We start from the raw sequence: 16,980 nt of genomic DNA on the forward strand, positions 1-16,980 counted from the left end.
TGCGTAGGTCCTGCGTGAAGAGAGAGGCGGGGCGGCCGTCAGGAGAAGTCGGCCACGTTCTTCTCCGTGACCACCTTCACCGGCACCTTCACCATCGTCTCGACGTCCTTGCCCCGCGCCGCGTTCACCGCGTTCTGTACGGCGATCCGGCCCAGCTCCTTCGGCTGCTGCGCCACGGACGCGTACATCGTGCCCGCCTCGACCGCCTTGAGACCGTCAGGGGTCCCGTCGAAGCCGACCACCGAGACCGACTTGCCCGCCTTGCCGCCGAGCGCCTTGGCGGCGCCCAGGGCCATCTCGTCGTTCTCGGCGAAGACGCCGTTGATGCCGGGGTTGGACTGGAGCAGGTTCGTCATGACGTCCAGGCCCTTCGTGCGGTCGAAGTCCGCGGGCTGCGAGGCGACGACCTTGATGCCGGGGTAGTCCTTGATGCCCTCGGCGAAGCCCTTGCCGCGCTCACGGCTCGCCGACGTGCCCGCGACGCCCTGGAGCGTGACGATCTTGCCCTTGCCGCCCAGCTTCTCCGCGAGGGTCTTCGCGGCCAGCTTGCCGCCCGCGATGTTGTCGGAGGCGACGAGCGTCGCCGCCTTCGCCTTGTTCACGCCGCGGTCCGCGGCGATCACCGGGATGTCCGACTTGTTGGCGCCGCGCACGGCAGGGCCCACCGCGTCCGAGTCGACCGGGTTGACGATGATCGACTTCACGCCTTCGCCGGTGAAGTTCTGCAGCTGGTTGGTCTGCTGCGAGGCGTCGTTCTGCGCGTCGGTGACGGTGAGGTCGACGCCGGCCTTCTTGGCCTCGGCCTGCGCGCCCTCCTTCATCTGTACGAAGAAGGGGTTGTTGAGGGTCGAGAGCGACATGCCGATCTTGGTCGTCGTGCCGGAGGAACCGCCGTTGTTGAAGAAGGAGACGGCGCCCACCACGGCCGCCACTAGCGCCGCCGCGATGCCGAGCTTCAGGACCTGCGGCCCCTTCTTGCCGCCTCCGGCCGCCGCGCCCGACGACGCTCCGGGAGTCGCGCCCGCCTTGCGGCGCAGCGTGTCGAGGAGGACCGCGAGCGCGATGACGACGCCGATCACGACCTGCTGCCAGAAGGCGGACACGGAGAGGAGGTTGAGGCCGTTGCGCAGGACCGCCAGGATCAGCGCGCCGATCAGGGTGCCGGACGCCTTTCCGACGCCGCCCGCCAGGCTCGCGCCGCCGATGACGACCGCGGCGATCGCGTCCAGCTCGTACCCCTGTGCGGCCTGCGGCTGCGCGGAGACCAGACGGGAGGCGAGGACGATGCCCGCCACGGCGGCGAAGAGGCCCGACAGACCGTAGATGACGAGCTTCTGCCGCTTGACGCGCAGACCGGAGAGGCGCGCCGCCTCTTCGTTGCCGCCGATCGCGTACATGGAACGGCCGATGTACGTACGGGCCAGGATGACGGCCGTGACCAGGCCCATCGCGATCATCACGATGACCGGGACCGGCAGCCAGCCGCCGATCGTGTCACCGAGGCTTGAGACCGAGTCGGGGAACGGGATCGGGCTGCCCTGCGAGATCACCAGGGAGAGTCCGCGGGCCACCGACAGCATCGCCAACGTCGCGATGAACGGCGGGAGTTTGCCGTACGAGACGAGCAGACCGTTGACGAATCCGCACGCTATGCCGGTACCGACGGCGAAGACGACCGCGAGCCAGACCGGGAGCCCCTGGGACGTCGCCGTCCACGCGAGGACGGTCGCGGAGAGCGCGGCCACCGAGCCGACCGACAGGTCGATGCCCGCCGAGACGATGACGAAGGTGACGCCGAACGCGAGGATCGCGGTGACGGCGGCCTGCACGCCCACGTTGAGCAGGTTCTGCGTGGTGAGGAAGTCGCCGGACAGCAGCGACATCGCCACCACCAGGACGACCAGGGCGCTCAGCGCGCCGTTGTCGAGCAGCATGCGGCGGATACCGGTGGCGCCGCCCGCGTTGCCCTTCAGCGTTTCAGTGGCCACGGGAGGCCTCCCCTTCGGTTGTTTCGTCGTTCTGAACTGCCGTGCTGTCGTGCGCTTCCGTGGTGCTGACGGCGAGCGCCATCACCGCGTCCTGCGTGGCGTCGTCCGCCGCGAGTTCGCCCGCGATCCGGCCCTGCGCCATGACGAGCACGCGGTCGCTCATGCCGAGCACCTCGGGCAGATCGCTGGAGATCATCAGGACCGCGTGGCCGGAGGCCGTCAGTTCGTTGATGAGCTGGTAGATCTCGACCTTCGCGCCCACGTCGATGCCGCGCGTCGGCTCGTCGAGGATCAGCACCTTGGTGTCAGCGAGCAGCCACTTGCCGATGACGACCTTCTGCTGGTTGCCGCCGGACAGGGTGCGCACATGCTGGCCGAGCCCGGCCATCCGCACGCCGAGCTGCTCGGCGATCCGGGCGGCGGCGACGCGCTGCCCCTTGAGGTCCACGAGTCCCGAGCGGGTCGCCGAACGCAGCGTCACCAGGCCGAGGTTCTCCTGCACGGAGGCGTCGAGGAGCAGCCCTTGGCCCTTGCGGTCCTCCGGTACGAGGCCGATGCCGGCGCCCATCGCGGCGTTCACGTCATGCCGGGGCAGCCGTTCGCCGCGTACGTCGACGGAGCCCGCGTCGTAGGGATCGGCGCCGAAGACGGCGCGCGCCACCTCGGTGCGTCCCGCGCCGACGAGCCCCGCGAGGCCGACGACCTCACCGGCCCGCACCTCGAAGCTCACGTCGTGGAAGACGCCGTCACGGGTGAGGCCCTCGACGGTGAGCAACGCGCCGCCGGTGTCCGGGCGTTCACGCGGATACTGCTGATCGATGCTGCGGCCCACCATCAGCCGTACGAGCTCGTCCTCCGCCGTCGAGGCGGGCACCTGGTCGACGCTGCGGCCGTCGCGCAGGACGGTGACGCGGTCGCCGAGCGCGGCGATCTCCTCCAGGTGGTGGGTGATGAAGACGACGCCGACGCCGTCCTCGCGCAGCTGCCTGACGATCGCGAAGAGTTTGTCGACCTCCTCGCTCGTCAGGACGGCCGTCGGCTCGTCCATGATCAGTACGCGCGCCTTGAGGCTGAGCGCCTTCGCGATCTCCACCATCTGGAGCCTGGCGATGCCGAGTTCACCCACCTTGGCGCGCGGCGACACCTGGACGCCGACCCGCTTGAGCAGCTCGTCGGCCGCCGTCTCCATCGCCTTGCGGTCGATCATCCCGAAGCGGCGCGGCTGCCGGCCCAGGAAGATGTTCTCCGCGACGGTGAGGTCGGGTACGAGGTTGAACTCCTGGTAGATCGTGGCGATCCCGAGCCGCTCGGCGTCCTGCGCGCCGTGGATGCGGACCTCCGCGCCGTCCACGAGGATGCGACCGCTGTCGGGGCGGTAGGCGCCGGAGAGCATCTTGATCAGCGTGCTCTTGCCCGCGCCGTTCTCGCCGAGCAGGACGTGCACCTCGCCGCGGCGCAGGTCGAAGTCGACGGAGTCGAGCGCGACGACACCGGGGAAGGTCTTGCGTATGCCTTCGATCCGCAGCAGCTCATCGCCGCCGCGGTCCGCGCTGCGCGGCAACTTTTCCAGGTCGCTCACGTGATGCTCCTCTGGTCGGTGGGGGACTCGCCGCAGGAGCGGCGTACGACGAGGCGTGCGGGCAGGGTGACGGATCGAGGGCGCCTGCCCTCGATCCGGTCGACCAGGGCCCGCACGGCGGCCCGGCCTAGGTCGCCGGTCGGCTGGGCGATCGCGGTGATCGGCGGATCGGTGTGCACGAACCACGGGATGTCGTCGAAGGCCGCGAGCGCGATGTCGTGCGGGACGCGCAGCCCGTGCGCGCGGATCGCGTCGAGCGCGCCGAGAGCCATCAGGTTGTCGGCGGCGAAGATGGCGTGCGGCGGCTCGGGCAGCGCGAGGAACCGCTCGGTGGCCTGGCGCCCACTGTCCGCCTGGAAGTCGCCCTGCCCGATGTAGGCGTCGGGCAGCGGGAGCCCGTAAGCGCCGAGCGCCTCCCGGAAGGCCTCGACGCGCTCGCTGCCCGTGGTGGTGGCCGCGGGCCCCGCGATGATCGCGAGCCTGCGGTGGCCGAGTCCGTGCAGATGGGCGACGAGGTCACGGACGGCCTCGCGCCCGTCGGCCCGTACGACGGGGACGTCCACGCCCGGGATCCAGCGGTCCACGAACACCATGGGCGTGCTTGAGCGCGCGGTGTCGAGCATCAGCGGGGAGCCGCCGTCGGTGGGGGAGACCAGGAGCCCGTCGATGCGGCGGTCCAGGAGCGTGCGCACGTGGTGGTCCTGGAGCTCGGGCCGCTCGTCGGCGTTGCCGATGATCACGCTGTAGCCGAGCGCGCGGGCGGCCTCCTCGACGGAGCGGGCCAGGGCCGTGAAGTACGGGTTCAGTACGTCGCTGATGACCAGGCCGAGCGTGCGGGTCTGGTCGGTGCGCAGCGACCGGGCGACGGCGTTCGGGCGGTAGCCGAGGCTCTCTATCGCCGCGTGGACGCGGGCGCGGGCCGCCGGACTGACCGAGGGGTGACTGTTCAGGACGCGCGAGACCGTGGCGACGGATACGCCTGCCTCGGCGGCGACGTCCTTGATGCTCGCCATCGCCGGTCCACCTCCTTGTGGAATCGATTACACGGAGGATTGGAATCGATTACATGGGGAGCTGGCAAGAGCCTGGAGAGGCGCGAGACCGGATTGTGATGTGGGGTGCTCAGGTGAGCGGAGGGGGTCCGGGGGGCGGATCTTGGACCGTATCCGATGCGGGCGGCGCGTCGCCGACAGCTGGACCGGCGGTTAACCCGACAGCTGGACCGGCAGCGACTTCATGCCGTTGATGAAGTTGGAGACCAGGCGCTCGGGACGGGCGGCCAGTTGGGGCGGCTCGGGCTGTGACGTGCGGAACTCCTCGTAGAGAACCCGTAGTTGGAGGCGGGCGAAGTGTGCGCCCAGGCAGACGTGTGGGCCTTCGCCGAAGGAGACGTGGGGGTTCGGGGAGCGGGACAGGTCGAGCCGGTGCGGGTCCGTGAAGACACGCTCGTCGTGGTTGGCCGACGCGTGGAAGACGACCACCTTGTCCCCGGCGCCGATGGCACGGCCCGCCAGCGCCGTGTCCCGGGTGGCCGTACGGCGGAAGGTGAGAACGGGAGGGTGGTGGCGCAGGAGTTCGTCCACGGTCCCGGCGATCGGGGCGTCGCCCTTGCGGAAGCGGCGGTACTCGTCCGGGTGCTCGGCGAACGCGAGGAGACCGCCGGGTGCCGCCCCGCGCACGGTGTCGTTGCCCGCGACGGTGAGCAGGAAGAAGAACATCTCCAGCTCGGGGCCCGTCAGTTCGGGGTCGGTCGCGAGGGTGGTCATGATGTCGTCGGCGGGCGCACGGCGTTTGTGTGCCGCCAGGTCCTGCGCGTAGGCGAACATGTCGCGCAGCATCGCGGGCGAGCGCGGATTGACGGGCTTGCCTTCCGGGCCGAGGTTCAACTCCGCTGCTTCATCGGGGTCCTGATAGCCGATCACGCGCTGGGTCCAGCGCAGGAGCAGGCCGCGGTCGCTCTCGGGTACACCGAGGAGATCGGCGAGGTTGAGCAGCGCGTAGTCGTCGGTGACGGCGGTGACGAGATCGCAGGTGCCGTCGGAGGCGCGGGCCCTGTCCGCCGCCGTGGCGAGGAGGGTGCGGGCGCGGTCGCGGGCCTGGGACTCGAAGCGTTCCACGCGCCGGGGCGTGAAGGCGCGGCTTACCAGGCGGCGTAACTTCCCATGGTCCGGACGGTCTTGATTGAGCATCATGCGCCGGATGAACGGCAGGTCCTCCGGGTCGGGATCGCGGATCTGGGTGGCGCCCAGATATGAGGAGTACGTGGTCGAGTCCCTGAGGACGCGGACGACGTCCGCGTGCCGTGTGACCGCCCAGAAGCCGGGCCCCGCGGGCCAGCCGAGCACCGGCGGCTCGTCCTGCCAGGCGACGGGACGCAGGTCGCGGAGCAGGCGGTAGCGGTCGTGGGGGACCCCGGCGGCGTACACGCGTGGGTCGAACACGTCGGGAACAGGGGCGAGTTCATCGTCCGCGGATGCGGTGATCTGCCTGCTCCCCTCGCGTGACGGCCGGTTCACGGAGCACTCGTACGTTCATGACGCTCCATGCAGCACTCTTACGTTCATGACGCGTCGCCGCTGTCCTGGCCGTCCGCCCGTAGAAAGTCCTCCACGGCACGGATGAGCGCGAGCGGCGTCTCGTCCATCGCGTAGTGGCCCGCCTCGGCGAGTTCGCTGAGTTCGGCGCGCGCGTACCAGCGCAGCCACGTCCGGCGCATCAGATCCGCGCCGAGCGCGGGGTCAAGTGCTCCGACCACCGCGAGCGCCGGCACGGTCGAGCCCTCGATCCGGTCGTGGAAGTCCTCGCGCGCCCAGGAGTCCAGCCAGCAGCGGAAGGCCTTCGCGTCGCTGACGTCGAGCGAGCGCGCCACCATGCGGTCGAGCCAGGCCGCGGGGCGGACGCCGCCGGTGGTGAAGTCGATGATCGCGCGGCGGTTGTCCGGCAGGCGGTCCGCGTCAGAGAACAACTCCCACTGGTTTGGCGGTAGTTCCAGCCCGGAAGCGGGTACGGGGGAGACGCCGACCAGCCTGCGGACCCGGTGCGGGGCGACCGTGAGGACCCGCTGGGCGACGCTGCCGCCCATCGAGTGGCCGATCAGCGAGAACCGGTCCCAGCCGAGGTGGTCGGCCAGGCCGATGACATCGGCGGCCCCCTCGGAGGTCGTGTACGCGCCGGTGGCGTCCTTCGCCTCCCCGTATCCGCGCAGGTCGACCACCGCGTACTGGAACGAGGCGAGGTCGAGGTCCGCGAGCACCGGCGCGTACGCCGAGCGGTCGGCGAACCAGCCGTGCACGGCGATCACCTTGTGCGGACCTTCGCCCAGCAGGACATGGGGAAGCGAGAAGGAGGCCACGGCGACTCCGATCGGCGTCAGCATGAGTGTGAGCGTGAGCATGAGTGTGGGTGTGCGGAACGGGCCGGTCGACGGGCCCGCGAACCAACCGTGGCCCCCACGCCCCCGTACCGCAAGGGCACGGCTTCAACCGGGGTGCGGGCGTAAGAGGCCCGGCCGCACCCGTGCGGGGAGACCTACGATTCCGCCGCGGCCTCGTCCACGGCCCTCCGCCTCAGCTCGGCCAGCCGCGCGTCGGCTGCCGCTCGGCCCTGGTCGGTGTCCTGGAGCGAGCGGTACAGACGCTGGGCGCGCATCGCCTGGGTGTAGTCGCCGATGAGTGCCAACTCGTCGGCGAGCACCGCCAGTTGCGCAGCGTCAGGACCGGTGTCGTCCAGCTCGCGGATCAGATACGTGCGGGCCACCTCCACCATCCCCTGCTCCCGGGCGAGCTCCAGCCAGGTGGACTCCGGTTCGTCGTCGGGGTCCACCCCATAGTTGGAGGCGTCGAACGAGCGTGCCCAGTCCTGGACTTGACCGGCCTCCTCGGGGAGCCCGGCCAGGCCGCACCAGGTGTCGTAGGTCGTCTCATGGACCTCCCGCAGCAGCGGCAGATCCTCGGCCAGGCAGTGCAGCCCCACCAGCACGACGGCGAGCCGCAGTTCGTCGGACATGGAGGCGTTCGCCGCCTCGTGCTTGAGGAGGTGGCGCAGGAGGGCCCGGTCCGTGTTCCGCCGGTCGTACTGCGCGGCCCGCAACGCCGCCACCCGTCGGGTACGGTCGCCGGCCACGCCGTCCCAGACCGTGCGGTCCCCCGTGCGCAGCAGGGCGAGGTCGGTGCGGCCCTTGGCGAGCACCTGCTCCCACAGGGGAGGGCGCGGATGCGGGTCGAGGCGCTGGTACGCCAGGTGCTCGACGGCGTTCAGGAGGAGGTGGTCCGGCTCGGTGCGCAGGAGCGCGGCGTGCAGACGCGCGACGAGCCGCACGGGGGAGCACTCCGAAAAGCCGAGCGCCGCCCGCAGTTCGGCGCGGCGCGCGTCGAGATCGGGCACACAATCCTCGCGGAAGTCGCCCTCCGTGTCGGCGATCTCGGTGAGGATCCGTGCCTCGCCGTCCGTGGGCGAGAGACCTACGTAGTCATGCCAGCCGGGCAGGCCGACGAGGATCTCCAGGGCGTCGTCCACGCTGTCCCCGATCACCCCGGCCGACCCCTCGGAGTCGGCGTACAGAACGGCCCCGTCCGCGCAGAGGAAATACGTGCCCCCGGAATCATCCCCCGCGATCGGTTCCAGCGGTCCGCCCGACGCGAGGCGGACCTCTTCGACGTGGTCCGCGCGGGACAGGTCGAATGCGAAAGGGAACGCGGCCAGCTCGGCCAGACGCGGGTCCCGGCGCAGCAGACGGAGAGCACGTTCGGTCATGCATCGAAAGTAACAGTGGTCACTGACAGCAGACCCACAACAGGACCTCCCGCTTCCCATTACGGTTTCCGAGACTTTTCTTGCGGAATGAGGGATTCGTGGAACTTGGCGGGTGCGCCAGGAGTCTTCCCCTGTGAGAGGCGGCCACTGACCGGGCCGCTCAACCGGCCGCACATCAGGGGCCATTGCATTGCATTGCGGAACACGGGGGTGTTCATCTTGACCGACATCATTGAGCGCGTCACGGACCGGCTCACCGGCACGTCCGCGGCCGGTGAGCCGTCCGCGGCAGCGGGGGAGCTCACGCCGTACGTCACACCGCTGCCGGTCCCGCCGGTCCTGCGGCCGGACTCCGTCGACGTACGCGACGAGACGGATGTGCCCGCGGAGACGGAGATCGCGCTGCGCCCGGCCTGGATCCGGCTGCACCCACAGCTGCCGCCCACCCTGATGTGGGGATACGACGGCTGTGTCCCGGGCCCGACGATCGAGGTCCGGCGAGGTCGGCGCATCCGGATCGCGTGGACCAACCGCATCCCGAAGGACAGCGAGTATCCGGTCACCGCGGTGGAGGTGCGGTCGGCCGACCCGAACCCGGCCACCCTGCCGGGGCGCGCGGGCGTCGAGCCGAACAAGGACGTCGCCGCGCTGCCCGCGTGGTCGGTGACGCATCTGCACGGCGCGCAGACCGGCGGGGGCAACGACGGGTGGACGGACAACGCGGTGGGGACCGGCGACGCGCAGCTCTCCGAGTATCCGAACGACCACCAGGCGGTGCAGTGGTGGTATCACGACCATGCCATGAACATCACCCGTTGGAATGTCCAGGCGGGGTTGTACGGCACGTACCTCGTCCGTGACGACGAGGAGGACGCGCTCCATCTCCCCTGCGGGGAGCGGGAGATCCCGCTGCTGCTCGCCGACCGGAACCTGGACACGGACGAGGACGGGCGTCTGAACGGCCGCCTTCTGCACAAGACCGTCATCGTCCAGGACAAGAACCCGGAGACGGGAAAGCCGGTCTCGCTTCCCTTCACGGGCCCGTACAGCACGGTGAACGGCAGGATCTGGCCGTACGCGGACGTCGACGCGGCATGGCACCGCTTCCGCCTGGTCAACGCGTCGAACGCCCGTATCTACGACCTCGTCCTGGTCGACGAGGACAACGAACCGGTGCGGGGCGTGCTGCACCAGATCGGCAGTGACGGCGGCCTGTTGCCGCGTCCGGTCCCGGTCGACTTCGACGAGGCGCTGCCCACGCTGACCGTCGCCCCGGCCGAGCGGATGGACCTCCTGATCGACTTCCGTGCGCTGGCGGGCCGGCGGGTGCGGCTGGTGAACAAGGGCAGGGGGCAGGCCCCCGGAGTGCCGGACCCCGCCAACAACGTGCGTTACCCGCAGGTGATGGAGTTCCGCGTGCGGGACACCGAGGTCGACGACCCCTTCTCGCTCCCGGAGGTCCTCTCGGGCTCGTTCCGCCCGCTGAGCCACGATGTCGAGCACGGCCACCGGCTGATCGTCCTGACGCCGCCCGCCACGAAGGGCGGTGGGGGCCACCCCGAGATCTGGGAGATGACCGAGATCAAGGACGCGGGCGACTTCCGGGTCCCGACCGAGGGAATCATCCAGCTCCGGGGCGCGGACGGACAGACCAAGACCTACCGCCGGACCGCCCGTACGTTCAACGATGGCCTGGGCTTCACCATCGCCGAGGGCAGCCACGAGCAGTGGAGCTTCCTGAACCTCGCGGTGAACCCTCCGGTGACCCACCCCATGCACATCCACCTGGCCGACTTCCAGCTCATGGGCCGGGACGCCTACGACACGTCAGGCTTCGACGTCACGGTGGGCGGCACGTTGTCTCCGGTCACCTTCGACCCGAAGAGGGAGATCCCCCTCGCCCCGAACGAGCGCGGATGGAAGGACGTCTTCCTGGTGCCCGGCGGTCAACTGCTCCGGGTGATGGGCAAGTTCGACGGGGCGTACGGCCGCTTCATGTACCACTGCCACCTCCTGGAGCACGAGGACATGGGCATGATGCGCCCCTTCGTGGTCATGCCGAAGGAGGCCCTGAAGTTCGACCACGGGGCGGGGCATGGGGGCCATGACGAGGCAGGACATGAGGGAGGTCACGCGGGCTGACAGAGCCCGCGGGCGGCGATCCTTCAGCTACGGGGGCGTCGCGATTCCTTGATGGCGTGCACACCGCTGATCGCAGCGGTGAACCACAGGAGGGCGGAGCTGACCGCGATCCCGCTCTCAACGTGCGCTGCCGCAGTCGCCGCTATGTAGACGGCGGCTGCGACGAGGACGCCAGACGCGATCGAGGTCGCATCCCGCCACGGCGGCACGACCGAATTCCGTCCCGCGATCAGCCGGATCGCGATGGAGAGGACGACGGCGATACAGGCGCTGTACAGGACCCACATGATCAAGAACCTCAACTTCTGCTTGCGGTAACTGCCAGATTATTCACCGGGCAGAAAGAGCCCGGCGGCAAACTTGATCTTGACGCAGCGCTTGTCGTTCTTGGCGCTGCCGCGCCTGGGGGTGGGGCGCCCCGGCCGCACACCTGGACATCACTCGTTCGTGAATCGTCGCGCCGGGTCACGCCGGGTAGGGCTGTGGCCGGAGGCGAGCCATGGAACAGACTGCGTTGCGTCCCAAGCCGATGCCAGGACAGGAGCCCGGCAGCGGCGGCAGGTCGACCGCCGGCCGGAAGCTCCGCATCGGGCGGAAGCTCGGCACGGGCCGGAAGTTCGGCATCGGGCGGAAGGACGGTATCGAGGAGGAGGGCGGTGCCGGGCAGAGTCACGGTGCCGGGCGGAAACCCGGCACCGGCCACAGATCCGGACCGGGGCACCGGCCGCACGCCGCGCGGCGGAGGGGGCGGCGGCTGGTGACCCTGCTCCTCGGGCTGCTCGTCTCGGCCGTCCTCGTGCTGACGGGGGTGGGGCTCGGCACCGTCAGCGCCACCGTCATCGGCATGAGCAAGCTCGCCGACATGCGGAAGGCGGCGCAGGCACAGGGAGGCCAGCCGGGCCGCCAGGCAGGACCCGGCGCCCCCAACGCGGCCCCCGCGCCCGCCCCTACCGCGAAGCCACCTCAGAAACACCCCGCCAAGCCGGCCAAGCCCGACGCGCGGATCGAGGGGGCACGGCCCGCCCTCGGTGTCGAGGCCGTCGACGCCCCGGCCGGCCCCGGAGCCCTGCTCATCGGCGTGCACAGCCCGGGACCGGGCCACACGGCCGGTCTCGTACGCGGCGACGTCCTGCTCGCCCTCGGCAAGACCCGCGTCGGCTCGGCCAAGGCACTCGCGGCTGCCGTCGCCGACGCGGCCCCCGGCAGGAACGTCACTGTGACCGTCCGGCACGGGAACGGAGCGCGGCAGATGTTGACGGTGACACCGGGCTTCGTCACGTGACGGCCGCCGCGGCCCGCTCGGGCAGGCGTGGCGGGGTACGACTGGATCGGCGTGCGCGACCCGTTCCGTCCCCGCTGCGGCACGGGCAACATCGGCGCGCGCAACCCGTTCCCTCCCGCGCTGCGGTACCGGCGGCACCGGCCCCCGCAACCCGCTCGCGTACGCCCGGCGGTACGGGCAGGATCGGCGTACACGACATCGCGCCTACGACGACCAGTGGCGCGCAGCAGCAAGCAGCCCTGGAGGCCCCATGCCCGGCACCCCCATGACCGGCAGTACCCCCACGCCCTTCGCCCCCGCCCCCTTCACCGCCGCCGACTACAAGGCCCGCATGGACCGCGCCGCCGCCTCCGCGGCTGACGCGGGGCTTGCTGGGTTGCTTGTCGCGCCGGGGCCCGATCTGGCCTGGCTCACCGGCTACCGGCCTACCGCCGACACCGAGCGGCTCACCGTCCTCGTACTCGCGGCGGGGCAGGAGCCGACGCTCGTGGTGCCCACCCTGGAGGCCCCGGACGCGGCACTGGCGGCGGGCGCGGGCGCGCTCTCCCTGCGTGACTGGACCGACGGCAAGGACCCCTACGCCGCCACCGCCCCGCTCCTGGACGTCGACGGGCGCTTCGGGATCAGTGACAACTCCTGGGCCATGCATCTCCTCGGCTTCCAGAAGGAGCTGCCCGGCACCTCCTACGTGTCCCTCACCGAAGCGCTCCCCATGCTGCGCGCCGTCAAGGACGCCGCGGAACTGGAGCGCCTCACGGCGGCCGGTGCCGCTGCCGACTCAACGTACGAGGAGATCAAGAAGGTTCCCTTCGCGGGCCGCAAGGAGAGTGACGTCGCCGCCGATCTCGCGGATCTGCTGCGGCGGTTCGGGCATTCCCAGGTCGATTTCACCGTCGTCGGGTCCGGCCCGAACGGCGCCAACCCGCACCACGAAGCGGGCGAGCGTGTCATCGAGAACGGCGACATGGTGGTCCTCGACTTCGGCGGCCTGCTGCACGGCTACGGCTCGGACACCTCACGCACCGTGCACGTGGGCGAGCCGGGCGCCGAGGAACAGCGGGTGCACGACATCGTGCGCGAGGCACAGGAGGCAGGCTGCCGCGCGGTGCGGCCCGGGGCCGCCTGCCAGGACGTCGACCGGGCGGCCCGCGCGGTGATCACCGACGCCGGGTACGGCGAGTACTTCATCCACCGCACCGGGCACGGCATCGGGGTCACCACCCACGAGCCGCCCTACATGATCGAGGGCGAGGAACTGCCGCTCGTGCCCGGCATGTGCTTCTCCGTGGAGCCCGGCATCTATCTGCCGGGCCGTTTCGGAGTGCGTATCGAGGACATCGTGACGGTCACCGAGGACGGGGTGCGGCGCCTCAACTCCACGCCACGCGAGCTGGCGGTCGTCAACTGAAGCCGCCCGGCGGCCTCATGGCATCGCAAGGACCGCGCACGACTCGGCGGGCAGCCGAAGCAGCCCGTCCGCGCCGGGCGCGGTGACCGGCTCCCACGCCGCGAGCACCCGCGCCCCCCGGCCGCCCAGCGGCACGTCCACCGCCTCCTTGCCGATGTTCACGGCGATGCGCAGATCGCCGCGCCGGAACGCGAACCAGCGCTGCTCCTCGTCGTACGCGACCCGCAGCGCCGCCAGATCGGCGTCGAGGAGGTCGCCGCGGGTGCGGCGCAGGGCGATGAGGCGGCGGTACCAGGCCAGCACGCGCGCGTGGGGATCGGTCAGGGGCTCGGCCCAGTCGAGACAGGAACGGTCGCGCGTGGCCGCGTCCTGCGGATCCGGAATGTCGGCCTCGGCCCATCCATGCGCGGCGAACTCCCGGCGCCTGCCGAGCCGTACGGCTTCGGCGAGTTCGGGATCGGTGTGGTCCGTGAAGAACTGCCAGGGCGTGCCCGCGCCCCACTCCTCGCCCATGAACAGCATCGGCGTGAACGGCCCGGTGAGGGTGAGTGTGGCCGCGCAGGCGAGCAGGCCGGGGGAGAGTGTGGCGGAGAGCCGGTCTCCTTGTGCGCGATTGCCGATCTGGTCATGGGTCTGCGCGTAGCCGAGGAAGCGGTACGCGGGCGTCCTTGCCCGGTCCACGGGACGGCCGTGTCCGCGCCCCCGGAAGGTCGAGTAGGTGCCGTCGTGGAAGAAGCCGCCCGTCAGCGTCTTGGCGAGCGCGGCGAGCGGCGCCCGGGCGAAGTCCTCGTAGTAGCCGTGCGATTCGCCGGTGAGCGTGGCGTGCAGTGCGTGGTGGAAGTCGTCGTTCCACTGTGCGTGCAGACCGAGCCCGCCCTCCGCGCGCGGAGTGATCACCCGGGGGTTGCCCTCATCGGACTCGGCGATCAGCGAGAGCGGCCTGCCGAGCTCGTCGGCCAGCCCGTCCACGGCCGCCGAAAGCTCCTCCAGGAAGTGCCGCGCGCGCGTGTCCCGCAGCGCGTGCACCGCGTCGAGGCGCAGACCGTCGAGGCGGTAGTCCCGCAGCCAGGCCAGCGCGCTGCCGATCAGATACGCGCGGACCTCGTCCGAGCCGGGCGCGTCGAGATTGACCGCAGCGCCCCACGGCGTGTGATGGGTCTCCGTGAAGTAGGGCCCGAACGCGGGCAGATGGTTGCCGGACGGGCCGAGGTGGTTGTGGACCACGTCGAGCACGACGCCGATGCCGTGCGCGTGCGCGACGTCGACGAAGCGTTTCAGCGCGTCAGGTCCCCCGTACGGCTCATGCACGGCCCACAGCGACACGCCCTCGTACCCCCAGCCGTGCCGCCCAGGGAACGGGCAGAGCGGCATCAGCTCCACATGAGTGATGCCCAGTTCGGCGAGATGGCCGAGCCGGCCCGCGGCCGAGTCGAGCGTGCCGTCCGGTGTGTACGTCCCCACGTGCAGCTCGTACAGGACCGCCTCCCGCACCGAGCGCCCCGCCCAGGGCGCGCGCCACGCGTACCGCTCGTGGTCGACGACGGCGCTGAGGCCGTCGGGGCCGTCGGGCTGGCGCCGCGAGCGCGGGTCGGGCAGTACGGGGCCGCCGTCGAGCGAGAAGCCGTACCGCGCCCCCTCGGCGGCCTCCGCCTCCACCGTCCACCACCCCGCCCGGTCCCCGGCGCGCTCCAGCACGTGCGTGGTGTCCTCGCACAGCAGCGTGACGCGTTCGGCTCCCGGTGCCCACACCTCGAACTCCACCGACAGTTCCCCCTTGTCCGCCATCAGTCTTCGTCCGTCCGTACGTCATCCGTGGTGACGCCCGTCCATCGTGCTTCAGAAATGATCGGCCCGCGATCGTTCCGCGTTTTCTGGACACCCCGGCCCGGCTGACCGACAATCACGAGGGTGACGTCGTCCTTTGAGATCCATACGTACCCCGCGCGGCTGACCGACGCCGAGCGCGACAGGGCGCTGGAAGTCCTCAGGGAGGGCGCCGCACTCGGCAAGCTGTCGCACGACACGTTCGTGCGGCGCATGGAGCTCGCGCTCGCCGCTCGCCAGTCCGACGAACTCGCCGCGCTCACCGCGGACCTGCGGACCGAGGGACGCCTTTCGCGGGCGGTGTTCGGCACCGTCGGCGCGGTCTCCGGATTCACCGTTCGGCTGCGCAGGGCCTGGCAGGCCGAGCGGCTGCCGAAGCTGCTCCTTCCGGTGCCGACGAGTCCGTACCCCCTGCGGATCGGCCGCGACCCGGCGAACGGGCTGCGGCTCAGCCACGAGACGGTCTCCCGGGTGCACGCCGAGCTGTGCAGGCAGGCCGGCATGTGGGTGCTGCGTGACCTCGGGTCGACCAACGGCACGTCCGTGAACGGCCGCAGGGTGATCGGCGCGGCCGTCGTCCAGGACGGCGACCAGGTGAGCTTCGGGAAGATGGCGTTCCGGCTCGCTGTCTCCTGACCTTCTCGCGGTCAGTCGCCCGCCACGCGCGCGTGGCGTGCCGCCGCGACCGCCGTGCGTGACTGGTGCTCGACCTGGTCCGCCAGCGGCACCCAGCGCGCATCGAACTGCTCGGCGAACGCCTCGCTCCAGTGCATGACGAGCCGCTCGAGCCGGGGCGCGGCCCGGTCGCCCGCCGCGTCCAGGACCCGCAGCAGCATCGCCGCCGCCCGCAGCGGAAGGCGCCGCCCGAAGGCGTCCACGCTGCCGATGTACGCCATCGACGTCCCCGCGGGTGGCCGCCGCGCCCAGTCGTCGGCGAGGCCGGGCACCAGATCGAGCGCCCAGCGTGCCGCGCGCAACAGCGGGCCTTCCGCTCCCGGGAGCCGCGGGAGCGCCTCGCCGAGGATGTCCTCGACCAGGCGGGCGTCGTGGCGCAGCCGCCGCGAGAAGCCGCGCAGGGCCATCACCGGGGCGGGGTGGGGAGCGGCGTCGTCCACCCGGTCGCTCGCCCACATCGGCACCTCGACGATGGCGGTCAGGCCGCCGTACCGGTGGGCGTGGTGCCAGGTCGTGTTCCGGGCGTCCTCGGGGAGGCTCGGATAGGCGGCAGCCGAGCCCGGGCCCGGCAGCACATGCACCCCCGGCCCCGAGACCGGCCAGCCCGCGGCGTCCGAAGCCCCCGTCTCCACCGGGATGCGCAGCTCCGCCGCGGATTTGGCGAACGGCTCGGCGAGCCCCGGGATGTCCCGCGTCAGCTGCACCCAGCTGCCGCCGAGATCCGTGCCGTGCAGGGACACCTGCAAGTAGGGCCGCAGTTCGTCGATGACGCCGGTCAGGGCGCGCGTCTCGGGCGGCAGCCGGTCGGGAGGCAGCACGGAGGGCGACCACTCCGGCTGCTCGGGTCCGGCGGGACGGAAGAAGTGCCGGTGGTAGTCGTACAGCGTGCGCGGGGCGGGCGTGCGGTGCAGGCTCGCGCCGTCCGGGTCGGCGCAGAGCAGGAAGTGCCAGGAGGTGTCGGCGCGCAGGGCCTCGTCCCGCAGTGTCCACTCCGCGAGGTGCAGCAGCGTCGAGCCGCCGGTGGGCTCGTTGGCGTGCGCGCCCGCGACGACCAGGACGGCGCGGGGGGAGCGGCCGACGGAGAGCAGGTGCAGGGGCCTGCCGGCACGAGAGGCGCCCACCTGGCGCAGGGTGCTCAGCTCGGGGCGGTGTGCCGCCAACTCCCGGGAGGCCAGCAGGAGTTCGGCCACATTGGGATAGCGCTGCTCCGCCAGTTGACTCACCCCCGTCTTGTCCGCTGACGCAATCCGCAGTACGCCACGCGGCAGGGCGGGTGTCAAGCGTGCGGCCCACGGGACGTCACCCCGGGTGGCGGCGGTGTACTGGCACG

General features: G+C 71.3%; 13 protein-coding genes. 4 read left to right on the forward strand and 9 right to left on the reverse strand.

Features of this window, described 5'->3' with window-relative positions; genetic code table 11:
* Positions 1-38: 38 nt before the first annotated feature.
* From ACGFX9_RS11635 to ACGFX9_RS11660, 6 genes are all read right to left on the reverse strand, one after another.
* Positions 39-1,988, reverse strand: a complete 1,950-nt coding sequence (locus tag ACGFX9_RS11635) for a substrate-binding domain-containing protein (protein ID WP_393468680.1) — start codon at positions 1,986-1,988, stop codon at positions 39-41.
* Positions 1,978-3,558, reverse strand: a complete 1,581-nt coding sequence (locus ACGFX9_RS11640) for a sugar ABC transporter ATP-binding protein (protein ID WP_393470393.1) — start codon at positions 3,556-3,558, stop codon at positions 1,978-1,980. The genes ACGFX9_RS11635 and ACGFX9_RS11640 overlap by 11 nt, the downstream gene beginning before the upstream one ends.
* Before the next feature lie 5 nt (positions 3,559-3,563).
* On the reverse strand, positions 3,564-4,580 hold the full coding sequence (locus tag ACGFX9_RS11645; protein ID WP_393468683.1) for a LacI family DNA-binding transcriptional regulator: 1,017 nt from the start codon (positions 4,578-4,580) through the stop codon (positions 3,564-3,566).
* 192 nt (positions 4,581-4,772) lie between these two features.
* Complete coding sequence (locus tag ACGFX9_RS11650; RefSeq protein ID WP_393470396.1) at positions 4,773-6,050, reverse strand: cytochrome P450; 1,278 nt, start codon at positions 6,048-6,050, stop codon at positions 4,773-4,775.
* Between the two features lie 77 nt (positions 6,051-6,127).
* Positions 6,128-6,943 carry an alpha/beta fold hydrolase gene (locus ACGFX9_RS11655; RefSeq protein WP_393468686.1) on the reverse strand — a complete coding sequence of 272 codons (816 nt, stop codon included), beginning with the start codon at positions 6,941-6,943 and terminating at the stop codon, positions 6,128-6,130.
* Positions 6,944-7,095: 152 nt separating this feature from the next.
* Positions 7,096-8,319, reverse strand: coding sequence for a hypothetical protein (locus ACGFX9_RS11660; protein WP_393468689.1), 1,224 nt, complete (start codon positions 8,317-8,319; stop codon positions 7,096-7,098).
* Between the two features lie 219 nt (positions 8,320-8,538).
* Between ACGFX9_RS11660 and phsA the strand changes: the two genes are divergently transcribed.
* Positions 8,539-10,461, forward strand: coding sequence for an O-aminophenol oxidase PhsA (phsA, locus tag ACGFX9_RS11665; protein ID WP_393468691.1), 1,923 nt, complete (start codon positions 8,539-8,541; stop codon positions 10,459-10,461).
* A 23-nt stretch (positions 10,462-10,484) separates the two neighbouring features.
* On the opposite strand, the gene ACGFX9_RS11670 is transcribed toward phsA, so the two are convergent.
* On the reverse strand, positions 10,485-10,748 hold the full coding sequence (locus ACGFX9_RS11670) for a hypothetical protein (RefSeq protein WP_393468694.1): 264 nt from the start codon (positions 10,746-10,748) through the stop codon (positions 10,485-10,487).
* Positions 10,749-10,960: 212 nt separating this feature from the next.
* Here ACGFX9_RS11670 and ACGFX9_RS11675 point away from each other — a divergent pair, with 212 nt between their 5' ends.
* Both ACGFX9_RS11675 and ACGFX9_RS11680 read left to right on the forward strand, forming a co-directional pair.
* A complete protein-coding gene (locus tag ACGFX9_RS11675; RefSeq protein ID WP_393468697.1) occupies positions 10,961-11,743 on the forward strand; it encodes a PDZ domain-containing protein in 783 nt (260 codons plus the stop codon).
* A 265-nt stretch (positions 11,744-12,008) separates the two neighbouring features.
* Positions 12,009-13,151 carry a M24 family metallopeptidase gene (locus ACGFX9_RS11680; RefSeq protein ID WP_393470399.1) on the forward strand — a complete coding sequence of 381 codons (1,143 nt, stop codon included), beginning with the start codon at positions 12,009-12,011 and terminating at the stop codon, positions 13,149-13,151.
* 15 nt (positions 13,152-13,166) lie between these two features.
* On the opposite strand, the gene treZ is transcribed toward ACGFX9_RS11680, so the two are convergent.
* A complete protein-coding gene (gene treZ, locus ACGFX9_RS11685) occupies positions 13,167-14,912 on the reverse strand; it encodes a malto-oligosyltrehalose trehalohydrolase (RefSeq protein WP_393470403.1) in 1,746 nt (581 codons plus the stop codon).
* Positions 14,913-15,059: 147 nt separating this feature from the next.
* Between treZ and ACGFX9_RS11690 the strand changes: the two genes are divergently transcribed.
* Positions 15,060-15,611, forward strand: a complete 552-nt coding sequence (locus ACGFX9_RS11690; protein ID WP_393468700.1) for a DUF1707 and FHA domain-containing protein — start codon at positions 15,060-15,062, stop codon at positions 15,609-15,611.
* An 11-nt stretch (positions 15,612-15,622) separates the two neighbouring features.
* On the opposite strand, the gene ACGFX9_RS11695 is transcribed toward ACGFX9_RS11690, so the two are convergent.
* Complete coding sequence (locus ACGFX9_RS11695; protein ID WP_393470406.1) at positions 15,623-16,873, reverse strand: M14 family zinc carboxypeptidase; 1,251 nt, start codon at positions 16,871-16,873, stop codon at positions 15,623-15,625.
* Positions 16,874-16,980: the final 107 nt, after the last annotated feature.

The organism is Streptomyces sp. NPDC048436, from assembly GCF_043200355.1.
GTDB lineage: Bacteria > Actinomycetota > Actinomycetes > Streptomycetales > Streptomycetaceae > Streptomyces.